Below are 15,235 nucleotides of genomic sequence, written 5' to 3' on the forward strand. Positions count from 1 at the left end.
GCATATGGCAACAATACTGCTGGCAGAAGATGAAATCGTATTGGGCAAGCTGGTTAAGGAAGCCCTGGAAAGAAAATCCTTCGAGGTGCTCTGGGCGAAGGACGGGCAGGAGGCCTACGACCTGTTTTGCAGCAATCAGCCCGACCTGTGCATCCTGGATGTCATGATGCCGGCGATCAACGGCTTTGTGCTGGCGGAAATGATACGATCCCTGACCAAAGATATTCCTTTGCTCTTCCTGACAGCCCGCTCGGAAACTGATGATGTGGTCAAGGGCTTTGAGGTAGGCGGCAACGACTATCTGAAAAAACCCTTCAGCCTGGAAGAGCTGACGCTGCGCATTAAAGAGCTGCTGCGCCGCAACAGCCAGCCGGTTCCCGATACGGCTCCGTCCGAGCAGCACCAGATCGGTAAATACCAGTTCAGCCCGGTGACCCAGATATTGCGGTCTGAAGAGGAGACGTTCAAGCTCTCCTTCAAGGAGTCGGAGCTGCTCAATGCGCTCATCGCCTACAAGAATACGCTGATGCCCCGTAAAGAGATACTGCTGCAGCTCTGGGGCGACGACAGCTTTTTTCACAGCCGTACCATGGATGTGTACATTGCCAAGCTGCGCAAATACCTCAAGCATGATCCCGCTTTGTCGATCGTAAATATCCGGGGCTTCGGCTTCAAGCTGGTGGTGGAAAACCTTTAGCCCGGGCTTGGTATGACCTTGCAATTTACTGTCATCCCAGGCAAGGCTATTACAGATTTTTCAGCTCGCTGACCAGCTCCTGCAGCACCTTTTTGGCATCGCCGAACAGCATAGATGTTTTGGGTTTGAAGAAGAGGTCGTTCTCAATGCCGGCATAGCCTGGCTTCATGCTGCGTTTGTTCACGATAATGTGCTCGGCCAGCTCTACCTCCAGGATAGGCATACCGTAAATAGGACTTGAAGGGTCTTCTTTGGCTGCAGGGTTCACCACGTCGTTTGCGCCCAGTATCAGCACTACATTAGTAGTGGAAAATTCCTGGTTGGCCTCTTCCATTTCCAGCAGCTTTTCATAAGGTACATCGGCCTCGGCCAGCAACACATTCATGTGTCCCGGCATGCGGCCGGCCACCGGGTGAATGCCATATTTGACCTCTACACCCTTTTCTTCCAGCAGCTTTTCCAGCTCGTGGCATACGTGCTGCGCCTGGGCGACCGCCAGGCCATAGCCCGGGATGATGAACACCTTACGGGCATACGCCATCAGTACTGCCGAGTCGTTAATGGAAATCTCTTTGTAATTGCCTTGTTCCTTGCTGCCACCCGCGCTTGCCGTCTTATTGCCTCCCAGCGCGCCGATCAGCACGTTCTTCAGCGAGCGGTTCATCGCTTTGCACATCATAATGGTAAGTATCGTACCTGCGGAGCCGACCAGGATACCGCCGGTGAGCATAACGGGGTTGTCGTACAGGAAGCCGCCGCAGGCTGCAGCTACACCGGTAAAGGAATTCAGCAGGGAGATCACCACCGGCATATCGGCGCCACCGATCGGCATCACGAAAAGAATACCATATAAAGCCGCCAGCGCCAGCGTGGCATAGAACAGCACGTCAGGGTTGATGCCGCTACCAGCCAACAACAGCACGGCCAGCACCACAATACCGGCCAGCAAAATGAAATTCAGCATTTGCCCGCCGGGGATACGGCGATCCCTGATGCTGCCGTTGAGCTTACCCCAGGCAATAATGCTGCCGGCAAAGGATACCGTGCCGATGATCAGTCCCAGGATAATGATGAGCAGGATACCTTTCCCAATGTTTTCCGTACCGGCATGCAGCAGGTGATTGAACTCGACAATAGAAATGAGCATAGCGCAGGCGCCGCCCATACCATTGAACAGGCTTACCATTTCGGGCATGGCCGTCATCTTTACCCTCTTTGCTGCTAGCGTACCGACTACGGCTCCTATAGCCAGCCCGCCGAAGATCCATCCGTAATTGTGCAAAGGAGCGCCGCTGTCCCTGCCATAGAGGAAGATCGTGGCGATGATTGCCAGGGTCATGCCGAAAGCCGCTACCAGGTTACCTTTCCGGGCAGAATCGGGATGCGACAGCATTTTAAGGCCTACGATAAACGTAATAGAACCGATGAGGTAGGAAAGCAGAAGGATGGCATTCATATTTTTAATACAAGGTTTTATTACAGTTCAAATTCCAATAAGCAAATTCCAGGTACCAAATTCCAAAATCCAAATTCCAAGTATCAAATTCCAAATAACAAAAAATCAAAATCCAAAATAATGCCTCACGGCAGCTTATTGATGATCGAGGGAAGTATTTTTCTCAATTCTTCTGCTTCCTGGTAGAGGCGCAATCTTGTCTGCTCATCATCGGTAAAGATCAGTTGCAGCCAGTACTGGGTCTCTTTTGCTTCTTTCCTGGCAATGCGCATGTGCATTTTAATATCCTGTTTGCCCAGATTTTCATTGGCTTCGATATAGTTCGCTCCAATTGAAGACGACGAACGGATTAGCTGTTTAATGTATATCAGGTTTTATAGTGTCTTTCTTTAGGCTACGACAGAAGCCTCTTACCGCCATAGCAAAATCCAGGCACCGTTGTTCCAGGTTGTAAGACATAGATGAAGTTTGATCCAATAATCAATGCTCTTTTGGTCTCATATGGTATTGGTTGTTATCCGACACTTAGTTTGGAATTTGGATTTTGGAATTTGTTATTTCGAATTTGCACTTTTCTTCTTTTTGAACATCTCCAGCATCCTGTCGGTAACCACGAAGCCGCCGACCACATTCAATGTGCCCAGCACTACGGCAAGGAAGCCCAGGATCAGCGCGAGGTAATTGTCGGCTTCGGCCTGCCCCATAATGATGATCGCGCCGATTACCACCACACCATGTATAGCATTGGCGCCGCTCATCAGCGGTGTATGCAGCACGGAAGGTACCCGGCCGATGATCTCCACGCCCAGGAAAATGGAAAGGATCACGATGGTGATCTTGTCATAATGTTCGGTAAAGAAGGCAATGATCTGCTCCATAACAAATGTGCTATTTTAAAACCTCCGGCAGAAGGATAATGGCTTGATAAATTTTAACCTGCAACCAGCTGCGCCACGCGTTCGTTCACGATCTTTCCGTCGTGGGTAATGCAGCAGCCCTGTACCAGGTCGTCCCGGAAGTTCAGGTTCAGCTGTCCTTCATTGTCGAGGATCAGCTTCATGAAATTCTGGATGTTCTTGCTGTATAATTTGCTGGCGTCGGCAGGCGCCGTGGTGTGCAAGGCAGAGTTGCCGATGATCGTAACGCCATGCTCGGTTACGGTCTCATTGTTCTTTGTATAAGCCGTATTGCCGCCGGTAACTGCTGCCAGGTCGATAATGACCGAGCCGGCTTTCATCGCAGCGATCATTTCTGCGGTGATGAGCACCGGGGCCTTTTTCCCTGGGATTTGCGCGGTAGTGATGATCACATCTGCTTTAGCAGCATGTTCGGCGATCTTTGCTTTTTGCTTTTGCTGGAAGTCTTCCGATTGCTCTACCGCATAGCCGCCCGCCTTGCTGGCATCGGCCGCACCTTCCACTTCAATGAATTTGGCGCCGAGGCTCATCACCTCTTCTTTTACCGCAGGCCGGGTATCGAATACTTCCACTACCGCGCCGAGCCTGCGCGCCGTGGCGATAGCCTGCAGGCCGGCAACACCGGCGCCGAGTATCAGCACTTTGGCCGGCGGGATACTACCCGCCGCGGTCATGAACATTGGAAAATAGCGCGGGTATACACTGGCCGCCAGCAGCACAGCTTTATAGCCGGCAATATTGGCTTGCGAGCTCAATACATCCATGGCCTGCGCCCTGGTGGTCCGGGGCAGGGTATCCATACTGAAGGTGGTGATCGCTTTACCCGCCCAATGCTTCATCTTATCCGCATGGAACAGGGGTTGGTAAACACCCAGTACGATACGGCCGGGGAGCAGCGCAGCGATTTCTTCATCTGTGGGAGCATTGATGGAAAGCAGGATATCGGCGCGCGAAAGAAGCTCATCCCTGCCGGCAGCAGCAGCGCCTGCTTGTTCATATTGCTGGTCGGAGTGGAAGGCCCTGCTCCCGGCGCCTTTTTCTACCAGTACGGTAAGCTTGTTCTTTATAAAGGCTGCTGCTATATCCGGTACCAGCGATACGCGCGTGTCGTGTTCAGGCTCTTTCAATACACCTATTACCAGCATGAAGTGGAACGATTTTAAGTGATGAGCAATTGAAAACACAATATAAGCATTTGAACAGGGAAAGCAAATTTTTTTGAGCTGCTTCTTTCAATATTAAATTGTTGCGATGAAATGCAATTGGGGGAAATTCCCTTACTTTGTGCGGCATAAAAAATGATTACGCTGTAAAAAAATCATATGGCTTTAGATAAAAATCAGATTGCAAAAAGGATATCCAGGGAGCTGAAGGATGGTATGTATGTGAACCTGGGCATCGGTATTCCCACGCTGGTCGCCAATTTTGTACCGGAAGATATCGAGATCGAGCTGCAAAGCGAGAATGGCATGCTGGGCATCGGTCCTTTCCCGACGGAAGAGGAAGTGGACGCTGACCTGATCAATGCCGGCAAGCAAACCGTAACCCTGCGCACCGGCGGCAGCTATTTCGATAGCGCCTTAAGCTTCGGCATGATCCGTGCCGGCAAGGTGGACATCACCGTGCTGGGTGCAATGGAAGTAGCGGACAATGGCGACATCGCCAACTGGAAAGTGCCGGGCAAGATGGTAAAGGGCATGGGCGGCGCTATGGACCTGGTGGCTTCGGCCAAGAACATCATCGTTGCGATGCAGCACACCGATAAAGCCGGGAACTCCAAGCTGCTGCCGGAATGTACTTTGCCCATCACCGGTCTGAAATGCGTGAAGAAGGTGGTGACCGACCTGGGTGTGTTTGAGATCACACCCGAAGGCTTCCTTTGTACAGAGTATGCTCCTGGTGTTACGATCGATGAGATCAAAGCCAAAACGGCCGGTCGCCTGGTGATCTCCGACCAGGTAAAAGAAGTTCAGCTGTAAAGATATAAAGGCAAAAAGAAGTCGATCCCGGCCTGCAGGCCGGGATCTTTTTATGTGGGAAATGAAAAATCACCCTTTCCGGGTGATGCTGAAATGCGCTATGGTAAAGCATTTCACCCGGTTGGGGTTATGGTTTCGGGTAAAGGCCGGGCTTACCTTTAAGCCCTAAACCTTTCCTATGAAATTACCGCTACTGTTATCCTTCCTTTGTTTCTATTCCGGTAGCATCGCCCTGGCGCAGACCGGCCATTCTCTTTCAGGCCGGCTCATGGATGACAAGCAGGAGCCCTTAGCCGGTGCATCCCTGATGCTCTGCCGGGATACGGTTCTGCTGAGGACGACGCTCTCCGATGCCGATGGTAAATTCATGCTTGAGGAGGTACCCGAAGATACTTATATACTAAAAGCCTCTTCGATTGGCTTTGCCCCGTATATTTCGGAAGTCATTGCGCTTCGTACAGACCTTATGCTGCCCGATATTATCCTGGAAGCGCAAAGCGGCCAGCTGCAGGAGGTCACGATACAGGAACAGAAGCCCTTCATTGAAGTGAAAGCCGATAAGATTGTGGTTAATGTGGAGAGCAGCATTGTCAGCGCCGGCTCTTCTGTGATGGACGTGCTGCAGCGTTCGCCGGGTGTCAAGGTAGACAACAACGATAACATCTCCCTGAAGGGGAAGAACGGCGTCGCCATCTGGATCGACGGTAAGCCCTCGCCCATGCAGGGCGCCGACCTGGCGACGGTGCTAAGGGCTATGCCTGCCGGCTCGGTGGATAAGATAGAGATCATCGCCAACCCCGGCGCTCGTTTTGATGCCGCCGGAAACGGAGGAATTATTAATATCAAAACCCGGAAGGATAAGCGGTTGGGCACGAATGGCATGGTCACACTGAGCTACGGACAGGGCAAGTATCCTAAATACGGGACAGGGCTTAACCTTAATTACCGCAATAAGAAGCTGAACGTATATGCCAACTATAACTATGCTTATCGCTACTGGTTCAACCACCTTTTGCTGGACCGGAAATTCCTGGACACAGCAGGTGACAGCCGCCAGCTCTTTCGTTATAACCAGGACAATTATGCGCTGTTCAATTTCAGCAACCACATTGCCGGTACTGGCCTGGACTATAGTATAGGGCCACGCACGACCATCGGGACCTCGCTGAGCTTCAGCAGCAATAGCTTCGATCCTAAAGCTGATAATGCTTCGCAGGCACTTGACGGCAACAATAAGGTATTGTATGATTTTAATACGGCCGGCCGGCACAGCAGTTTCTACTATAACTATGCAGCGAACCTCAATCTGCGTCACAGCTTCGACAGCAGCGGAAGAGCATTGAGCATAGATGCCGACTATGCGGCTTTTGACACCAGGAGCAAGCAATTTTTTGTAACTGCTTACCGTAATCCTGACGGTAGTGTTTACCAGCCCGACTATTACCTGAAAAGCAACCTGGATGGCGTTACCCGGATACAGTCGTTGAAAGCCGACTATGTTCATCCCCTGGATAAGACGCTGCGGCTGGAAGGTGGTCTGAAAGCCAGCTTTGCCCAGGCTGATAATAAGCCGATGTTCTACGAAAAGATCGATGGCGACTATACGCTCGATACGAAAAGGAGCAATCATTTCCTGTATAAGGAGAACATCAATGCCGCTTATGTCAATGCCGGTAAAGACTGGTCCAAATGGAACATGCAGCTGGGCCTGAGAATGGAAAATACCAATGCGCAATGGGAGCAGCGCGCCACCGGTCAGCAATACGATACCAGCTATGTTCAGCTGTTTCCCAGCCTAGCGCTGCAGTATCATCTCCATCCCAAACATGACCTGGGTGTCACTTTCAGCCGCAGGATCGAAAGACCCAATTACCAGCAGCTGAATCCGTTCAAATACTTCATCGATAAAACAACTTACCGTGAAGGTTATCCCTATCTGCAACCTGCTTCCTTTTATTCGGTCGAGCTGGCGCATACCTTTAATCAGCGTTTCATAACCACCTTTACCTTCGGTGTCAATAAAGGGATCATCACGGAAGTGATCCAGCCCAGCGAGAACAAAGATTCTGTTACGGTGCAGACCAATAAGAACCTGAAGCGGATGACCTTTGTGGGGTTGAGCGGAGCTTATCCTTTCCAGTTCACACGCTGGTGGAGCAATGTCACCAATGTCAATATTTACTATGCTTTGTACGAAGGCAATATAGCCAATACACCTTTGCGTAACGGCAGTCCCACCTTCGATCTGAATACCAGCAATACCTTCCTGCTGCCGGGTGATTGCTCAGCCGAGCTGGGATTGTTTTACCAGGCACGTCAGGTATATGGTTACATGGATGTACAGCCGCTCTGGATGCTGAATGCCGGCATACAAAAACATTTGCTGGATAAAAGGGCGACGATAAAGCTGAATATCCAGGATATCTTCTTTACCGGCTATCCCAGGGCGACTTCGACCTATACCGGGTACCGCGAGGATTTTGTGGCGGAAAGGGAAATCCGGGTAGCGAACATTGCTTTCATTTACCGTTTCGGGAAAAATACGGTTTCGCCCATCCGCAAGCGCAGTGGTGGTGCGGAAGAAGAAAAGAACAGGGCCGCCAGCGGCAATTCCTGAAGAGGGTAGTAGTCCCAGGCAGCAGCCGCATACCGGCTTTTGCCGCAGCCGGTGGTCTCACCGGCTTTTTTCAGGTATATGATATTCCTGTTTCGGGTAGATTCTTCTTCCGGAATCACCGTGAACGGGTATTTTGAATTGCGCTTTGTTTTTATACTTTTATATCGAAGCCATTAAACCTGTGCCGCAGCCCGTATGAAAAGACGCCTGCTCGCCATATTGTTTTTCCTGCCGGTAGCGGCTGCTTTTTCTCAGACCAGGGCGATCGACAGCATACGCCGGGAGATCTGCAGCGCTGCAGATCCTGCCCGGGAAAAACAGCTGTTGCTGGATGCCCTGCAGCTGCAGCGTTCGCTCAACCTGGACAGTTTGCATCGCTACATTGTTCAGGCTGCTGCGCTTCCTCCTTTTACTGCGGAAGCCGCCCTGGCCATCGACCAGGCAAGAGCATATTATTACCTGCGTATGGGTAAGACCGATTCGGCGCAGGTGGTTGTGGCGCAGCGGCTGAAGGCTGTAGCCGGTCTCCGGGACAAAAGCATAGCCCAATGGCGACGGTACTACCTGCTGCTGCAAGGCGGGATTTATCTGCGCAAGAATGATCACAAGCTGGCCCTCGATGATTTTTTTACGGTACTTAGCCTGGCGGAAAAGAGCCATGACGCGGCCCTGCAGATCAGGGCGCTCAACGGGATCGGCTGGGTATATATGGAAATGGTGCAGTACGAAGAAGCGATCAAATGGTTCCGTAAAGCGCTGGATGTGCCGGGACGTTTGCTACGGGAGAATAATTTCTGCCCGGTGTACAGCAACCTGGGCTCCTGCTATGGCGCCCTGAAGATAAAGGATTCGGCGCATTACTATATCGAAAAGGCACTGGCTTTCTCCCGGCAATATGAAGACTTTACTTCCGAAGCCAATTCTCTTGTGATCAAAGCCAATATCGTTCTTGCAGAAGGGCGCTATCCCGAAGCAACGGCGTTGATGAAGCAGACAATTGTGCTGCGGAAAATGCTGAAGGACCCTTATTACTTCCTCTCCGATCTCTGTATCCTTTCTAATATCTATGCCAGCATGGGCCGCACGGAGGATGGTTTGGCTGCAGCCGGCGAGGCGATGGCTATGGCCCGGCAATATCGCATACAGGCTAAGCTGCCGATGATCTATACAGCTTTTGAAGCCAATTATGCCCGCAGAAAAGATTACAAAAGCCTGGCAAGAACTTACCAGGAGCACATGGCGATAAAGGACTCCGTGTACCGGAAAAACCTGGAGGAAGAACTGGCCGATAGGGAGGCCCGTTATGAGACCGACAAAAAGGAAAGAGAGATCGGTCGCCAGAAGCTTGTGATATTGCATCAGCAGGACAGGGCCAAAGTAGCCTTGTTCAGCCTTGCCGGCTTCATGGTGCTCATTAGCGCCGGTAGTGTTATCTTTTTCCAGCGCAGCAAGGCCAACCAGCAGAAAGAGCGTTTCCGGTCGATGCTGGAGGCGGAGCAGAAGGAGCGTATGCGCATTGCCCGTGATCTGCACGACAGCATAGGACAAATGCTATCGGTCGTCAAGATGAATGTGTCCAACATCCATCATCATACCCCGCCCGGCGAACAGGAGCCCACGGCCAATACCCTGGCTATTGTGGACCGAACGATACAGGAGGTCAGGCATATCTCGCATAACCTGATTCCTGAAGAGCTTGACTTCGGCATTGTGAACGCGCTCGGGGAACTGTGCCGAAAGATCAATGATGCCGGCGATACCCATGTGCAGCTGGATATACCGGAGGAGATGAGCAGGCAGGAATGGGAAAAAGCCTTCGCCCTTTCCCTTTACCGGATCGTGCAGGAGCTGCTGACCAATATGCTGAAACACGCCAGGGCAAAGCAAATACAAGTACAGCTGCAACCGCGGGAGGACGGTCTGACATTGGTTGTAGCCGACGATGGCATCGGCTTCGACACCTGTATGCTGGATAGCACAGGCGGCCTGGGCTGGAAGAACATCTGTGCCCGGGTGCAGCTGCTGAACGGGAAAATGACCGTTCAATCGGAAAAAATAAACGGAACCCAGGTAACGATCGCGATACCCTATGCATAATGAAATGGAGACAATACCCATACTGATCGCTGACGATCATCAGCTGGTCATCGACGGGCTTAAAAGCATGCTGGCCTCCGAACCTCAGTATCGTATTGAAGCGGAGGCCAACGATGGCGGCCAGGCCTGGACCACGATATCGGCCGGGCCGGACCGTTTTCGCCTGCTGATCACCGATATCAGCATGCCCCTGCTTTCGGGTGTGGCGCTTTGCCGTAAAGTAAAGCAATGCTATCCCGATATCAAGGTGCTGATCTTATCGATGTACAACAGTGTGTCGGTGGTGAAAGAAGCGGTTGCTGCTGAGGCCGACGGCTACATCCTGAAAAATACTGGTAAGACTGAGCTCCTCACGGCGCTGCATCGTATCTCCGATGGCGGTACCTACTTTACCCAGGATATCCTGTCGATCATTTACGGACAATACCAAAAGGAAAAGCTGCAGGAGGAAGCGCTGGCGATGCTGTCGCAGCGGGAGCGGGAAATATTGTCGCTTATCGTCAGGGAGTATACCAGCGAGGAGATCGCCGCGCAATTGTTCATCAGCAAGAAGACTGTGGACAATCACAGGGCGCATCTGCTGGAAAAGACAAACTGTAAATCAACCATCGGACTGGTGAAGTTTGCCATCAGGAACGGGATCGAATGAGGCCGGGCAGGAAAAACAGCCCGGAATAGGTATATATACCCATAGATTAAAGCAGGAATCCCTATTGCGCTACATTGTCTTTCTTATCAACTTTGTATTACCTTATTAAACCCCATACCTGCAACATGAAACGAGAAATACAACGGAATACTACCGTTTTGATGCCGGTAGCCGATCCCTTCCAACACGACCAATTGACTGAATCCCGGTACGGCAACTGCCTGCGGCAGCATTCCGCTGATCTGCCGGCCTTGTCCGATCCTGAAACGCGTTACCGGCAGAGGCGTCATTGCTGACACCGCCGCCTGCCTGCTAAACCATAAACAGAAAACCGCAGCTGACGGAACCGGCCAGACTTGGATGCACCATAGCCTGAATTCGTTGGACAGCCGGGGCAGTGCCGCACTCACTGCACCCGTACGACGCGGCCAACGCGCCGGTCCGTTCCTGCTTGTTTTTCAATACACCTCATTTCTCCAAGCCAGCACTGAACTGACGGCCAGCCCGGTTTTCCCCGTTGCCGGCTGCTGTTGTGGCACAGCGGCCCCTATATGCCCTGCCCTGAAGACAAATGCAAAAGGGATGGTGTTTCCTCCCTTTTGTATTTTATCTTTGTATGATGAAAATAGCAGCACCCAAGCAGATACTGAACTATATCGGCGGCGAATTTTGCGATCCTGAAAAAGGGCAGTTCATGGACAACGTCAACCCCGCTACCGGCGAGGTCTACAGCCAAACACCCGACAGCGATGAAGAAGACGTACAATTAGCCGTCGATGCTGCGCAAAAGGCCTTTCCCGCCTGGAGCACTTCTACGCCCGAATTCCGCTTTAAAATACTGAACCGCATTGCCGAGCTGATCGAAGAAAATCTTGAAGATTTTGCTCTTGCTGAAACCAACGATAACGGCAAGCCGCTCTGGCTAAGTAAAAAAGTGGATATTCCCCGGGCTTCTGACAATTTTCGCTTCTTCGCTACAGGACTGATGCATTTTGCTTCTGAAAGTCACAGCATGCAGGGCAAAGCGATCAACTATACTTTGCGCAATCCTATCGGTGTGGTCGGATGCATCTCTCCCTGGAATCTTCCTTTATACTTATTTACCTGGAAAATAGCGCCGGCGCTGGCTGCGGGTAACTGCGTTGTCGCCAAGCCCTCGGAAGTAACACCCATGACAGCTTACCTGCTTTGCGAGATCGCGCAGCAGGCCGGCCTGCCCGCGGGCGTGCTCAACATAGTACATGGTGGTGGTCCCCGCTGCGGATCGGCCATTGTCGCCCACCCGGATATCAAAGCGATCTCTTTTACCGGAAGCACCCGCGCGGGTAAAGACATTGCCGCTACCGCAGCGCCTATGTTCAAGAAGCTCTCGCTGGAGCTGGGCGGCAAGAATCCCAATATCATCTTTGCCGATTGCGACTGGGATAAGATGATGCGGACCACCCTGCAATCTTCCTTCGCCAACCAGGGCCAGATATGCCTTTGCGGTAGCCGTATCCTGGTGGAGGAAAGCATTTATGAAAAATTCAAAGCGGAATTTATCGAAAAGGTAAAGGCGCTGCGTCCCGCAGATCCGCTTAACCCGGAATCGAAGCAGGGCGCCGTGGTCAGCAAGCTGCATTACGACAAAGTGCTGGGCTGCATAGCGCTGGCACGGCAGGAAGGCGGAACGATATTGCTGGGCGGCAATACCGTTCATCCCGAAGGGCGCTGTGCCAACGGATATTTTATTGAGCCGACCGTTATCGAAGGTATTGGTCCTGACAGCAGGACCAATATGGAAGAGATCTTTGGCCCGGTAGTGAGCCTCCAGACCTTTAAAACGGAAGAAGAGGCGTTGCGCCTGGCCAATGCCAGCGATTATGGCCTTGCGGCAACCATCTGGACGGAAAACGTAACCCGCGCTCATCGCATGGCTGCCATGGTGCACAGCGGTATTATATGGGTAAACTGCTGGCTCCTGCGCGATCTGCGTACACCTTTCGGTGGTTTTAAGAACAGCGGTGTAGGGCGTGAAGGCGGCTGGGAAGCGCTGCGCTTCTTTACCGAGCCCAAGAATGTTTGTATCGAGCTTTAAGGTTACCGTGTTAAATTATAAATGCTCCGGCGCGATCGCGCCGGAGCATTTTGTATCTTTCAGGATGTCACACTTTGCCGGACAGCATGCCGGTCGTTTATGCACAAGCGTAAAGGGATTCTTGGCTATCCGCTGCAGGACCTCACCTGCACAGGACATTGAATTTATGGCCGTCCGGATCGGCAAAGGTGAAGCCATAATAGTTTTCCCCGAAAGCTTCCGGCGGGGCGATGATCTGGCCGCCGGCACTTTCTACAGCTTTCGCCCAGCCATCCGCTTCGTCCCGGCTTTCAGCGGAAAGGGAGAACATCACTTCGCTTGCTTTCTGCGCGTCGGCGATGTCGATCTTCATATTGGCCTGGAGCACTTCTTTCAGGAAAAAGTGAATGATGAAATTATTTTCGGCGAAGAAAAAGCTGGTCAGCTCTTTAGAGGCGCCGTTGGATTTAAACCCGAGCTCTGTATAAAACCGGCTAGTTCGCTCCAGGTCGCTTACGGTCAGGTTGGCCCATATCATTTTTGGTGTCATAATGTTTGCGTTTTAAATTTTTGATTAGCCAATGCTACAGGCATTATTCCTGGCAGGTTATTCCGCTGCTTTAAAATCCAGTCCGGCTTCCTGTAATGCTTTCTTCAGCGCAGGTATGCTGGCCGGGCCCATGCCGTGCAGCTTCAGGATCTCCTTTTGTGTATAGGTCGCAAGCTTTTCCGGAGTGTTGATACCGGCATGCTCCAGGGCCCGTCGTGCCGGTGCGCTCAGGAAAGCCAGGAAGCCGTTTTCAGGCTTGCGTAGCTGCTCGCATAGAGGGCAGGTAGGGCAGTCGCTGCTTTTGTAGTAAACGTGTCCCTGCGGGCAAACACGCTTCGTTCCTTGCTGCGGGCTCATGTCAGGCCTGTTGGTTAATGATATCCCTGATCTGCTCTGTATGCCGCTGGGTATGGAAGAGCACGAAGTTCAGCCACTCCCTGCGGCTAAGGGTACCGAAACCAGGGAATTCCGACGCGCTGCAGACCAGGTCGAGATCCATCGTGTCTGCCAGGCCTTCAAGCTCTGTACTGATGCCTCTCAGGGTGCCGAGCATTTCTGTCTTGGGATGCGCCTCTTCGGTAGGCAGGATAAAGTCGGGCGATTGCATCTTAATGCTGCGGTCCAGGAAAAGCTCGCGCAGGGGCTGGATCTGTGCGTCGGGCGGGCGCTGTGCCGGCTCCGCAGGGCCGCGGAACAAGCCCGTCATGCCTGAAGAGGCTTTGATGATGTGCTCGGCTGCCTGGCCGGCCGACCAGCCCTGTGCGGGCTTACGGTCGATCTGATCCTGGCTGAGGCTGTCCAGCATGCCGGTAAGCTCATTGAACGTTTTCCTGATCGATTGCTGCAGTAGCGCTTCCATTTTGTTGCTGTTTAAAGAATGAATAATGAGCGGCCGTGTCGCGCACCCTATGTTTACGATACAAAGGTGCTTCGTTCTGTCTGGTAAAATAGCGTGGTAACCTGACAAAATAAGGGGGCGCTTGCGACAATAAAGAAGCGGCTGCCCTGGAAAACAGGAGCAGCTCCCGATTGTTGTGGTAAAATCATTAAAACCGCATCAGAGCCGGATCAGCTTCACCTGTTCTGCACCGGAGGCGGTGAGGAGCGACAGGAAGTAAACGCCCGGGGCGATGCCGTTGAGTGGCACCGTATATTCGTTATTGCCGTTGATCGATGGAATATTCCCGGACTGCCAGACGGTTGTGCCGTTCACAGTCGTCAATGCCAGCTGCACCATTTTTGCGGCACTGAGCGTATAGCTCACCTGTACCGAGCTGCCTGCAGCGGGGTTGGGATATACCGTAATATGGGAACTGAAATGGGGATTCCCGGCAGAATCGACAAGCGGTAATTTGCGGGAATAGGTACGGGTAAGGAAGGCAAGATGCGACCGGTTAAAGGAGCTGCCATCGCCCTGCTCGGTAATGCCGAAGTCAGCCAGGGCAAATACACCGGCTTTGAAGGCCACCTCTTCGGCGCTGATGTTGGCCGGCTTGTCAGCAATGCAATAATCCTGATAACCGGTATGCTGCAGCACGGCAAGTGCCGAGCCCGCCTGTGCCGCGGCCAGGCCGCTGAAGAGATGATCGGGATGATCGGCTGTGTTTACCTGCCTATCATGATCCTGGTAGTTCAGGGTCACATTGGTGTAGCCGGTGGTTTCTTTCTGCATAATGGCCCTTATGGTTTGCACCAGGTCTTTCCATCCCTCGTAAGTGGTGGAGCTGTCAAGTGCAGTAATACGGTCGATGCGGCCGTCATGCAGGTATTCCAGGCTTTGTCCCCTATAGCCCGAGCTGAAGCAGCCGTCGGGCAGCCGCAGGAAATAAGTGCGTACATGCTTATAAGGATAGCAGAGCAGCTCATGGCCGTTGATGGCGACATGGCGTGTCTTGCAAGCTGAGTCCACTACGGTTTTCATATCTGCGCTGAAGCGGACCGAATTGAGCACGCCTCTTTCCCTGGAACGCGCAAAACGGAGGTTGGGCCCGGGCCGGTTGCCCGTAGCATCACCGGATGTGGTCAGTATAAAAATCACCCGGTTGCTGGTATCCTGGATATCGGTATAGGCGTCATTACCCATGAACAGCTGCCAGTCGTCGGGATGCGCGACCACATAAATAGCGACTTTATTTTGAGCAAAAACAGGGAAGAGCAGGGAAAGGGCGAAAAGGGTAAGCAGCCAACGGCGCGGACGCATAGAACATTATTTGGACC

At 52.3% G+C, this 15,235-nt stretch carries 14 protein-coding genes; 6 read left to right on the top strand and 8 right to left on the bottom strand.

Going from position 1 to position 15,235, the window contains the following annotated elements; genetic code table 11:
- Positions 1-4: 4 nt before the first annotated feature.
- Positions 5-697: a response regulator transcription factor gene (locus DZC79_RS07385; RefSeq protein ID WP_118950909.1), complete on the top strand. Its 693-nt coding sequence runs from the start codon at positions 5-7 to the stop codon at positions 695-697.
- A 49-nt stretch (positions 698-746) separates the two neighbouring features.
- On the opposite strand, the gene DZC79_RS07390 is transcribed toward DZC79_RS07385, so the two are convergent.
- From DZC79_RS07390 to DZC79_RS07405, 4 genes are all read right to left on the bottom strand, one after another.
- Positions 747-2,153: an NAD(P)(+) transhydrogenase (Re/Si-specific) subunit beta gene (locus DZC79_RS07390; protein ID WP_118950910.1), complete on the bottom strand. Its 1,407-nt coding sequence runs from the start codon at positions 2,151-2,153 to the stop codon at positions 747-749.
- Between the two features lie 125 nt (positions 2,154-2,278).
- Positions 2,279-2,524, bottom strand: coding sequence for a four helix bundle protein (locus DZC79_RS07395; protein WP_198666817.1), 246 nt, complete (start codon positions 2,522-2,524; stop codon positions 2,279-2,281).
- 183 nt (positions 2,525-2,707) lie between these two features.
- Positions 2,708-3,031: an NAD(P) transhydrogenase subunit alpha gene (locus tag DZC79_RS07400; RefSeq protein WP_118950911.1), complete on the bottom strand. Its 324-nt coding sequence runs from the start codon at positions 3,029-3,031 to the stop codon at positions 2,708-2,710.
- A 53-nt stretch (positions 3,032-3,084) separates the two neighbouring features.
- Entirely contained in the window at positions 3,085-4,215 is a 1,131-nt protein-coding gene (locus DZC79_RS07405; RefSeq protein ID WP_232831784.1) for a Re/Si-specific NAD(P)(+) transhydrogenase subunit alpha, read from the bottom strand.
- 177 nt (positions 4,216-4,392) lie between these two features.
- On the opposite strand from DZC79_RS07405, the gene DZC79_RS07410 reads away from it, so the two are divergent.
- From DZC79_RS07410 to DZC79_RS07430, 5 genes are all read left to right on the top strand, one after another.
- Positions 4,393-5,049, top strand: coding sequence for a CoA transferase subunit B (locus DZC79_RS07410; RefSeq protein ID WP_118950912.1), 657 nt, complete (start codon positions 4,393-4,395; stop codon positions 5,047-5,049).
- 178 nt (positions 5,050-5,227) lie between these two features.
- Complete coding sequence (locus DZC79_RS07415; RefSeq protein ID WP_118950913.1) at positions 5,228-7,666, top strand: outer membrane beta-barrel protein; 2,439 nt, start codon at positions 5,228-5,230, stop codon at positions 7,664-7,666.
- Between the two features lie 195 nt (positions 7,667-7,861).
- Entirely contained in the window at positions 7,862-9,763 is a 1,902-nt protein-coding gene (locus DZC79_RS07420; protein WP_118950914.1) for a tetratricopeptide repeat-containing sensor histidine kinase, read from the top strand.
- 4 nt (positions 9,764-9,767) lie between these two features.
- The gene (locus DZC79_RS07425) at positions 9,768-10,412 is read left to right on the top strand and encodes a response regulator (RefSeq protein ID WP_198666812.1); all 645 of its coding nucleotides are present in this window, start codon (positions 9,768-9,770) and stop codon (positions 10,410-10,412) included.
- Positions 10,413-11,028: 616 nt separating this feature from the next.
- A complete protein-coding gene (locus DZC79_RS07430; RefSeq protein WP_118950916.1) occupies positions 11,029-12,489 on the top strand; it encodes an aldehyde dehydrogenase in 1,461 nt (486 codons plus the stop codon).
- Positions 12,490-12,631: 142 nt separating this feature from the next.
- On the opposite strand, the gene DZC79_RS07435 is transcribed toward DZC79_RS07430, so the two are convergent.
- The 4 genes from DZC79_RS07435 to DZC79_RS07450 form a co-directional block, all read right to left on the bottom strand.
- Positions 12,632-13,018: a VOC family protein gene (locus DZC79_RS07435; protein WP_118950917.1), complete on the bottom strand. Its 387-nt coding sequence runs from the start codon at positions 13,016-13,018 to the stop codon at positions 12,632-12,634.
- Between the two features lie 57 nt (positions 13,019-13,075).
- Positions 13,076-13,375 (bottom strand): RNA polymerase alpha subunit C-terminal domain-containing protein, encoded by a 300-nt coding sequence (locus tag DZC79_RS07440; RefSeq protein WP_118950918.1) that lies wholly within the window; start codon positions 13,373-13,375, stop codon positions 13,076-13,078.
- Between the two features lies 1 nt (position 13,376).
- Entirely contained in the window at positions 13,377-13,877 is a 501-nt protein-coding gene (locus tag DZC79_RS07445) for a DinB family protein (protein WP_118950919.1), read from the bottom strand.
- A 198-nt stretch (positions 13,878-14,075) separates the two neighbouring features.
- On the bottom strand, positions 14,076-15,218 hold the full coding sequence (locus DZC79_RS07450; RefSeq protein ID WP_118950920.1) for a T9SS type A sorting domain-containing protein: 1,143 nt from the start codon (positions 15,216-15,218) through the stop codon (positions 14,076-14,078).
- Positions 15,219-15,235 lie beyond the last annotated feature (17 nt).

The sequence above is a fragment of the Taibaiella helva genome, from assembly GCF_003545695.1.
Lineage (GTDB): Bacteria > Bacteroidota > Bacteroidia > Chitinophagales > Chitinophagaceae > Taibaiella > Taibaiella helva.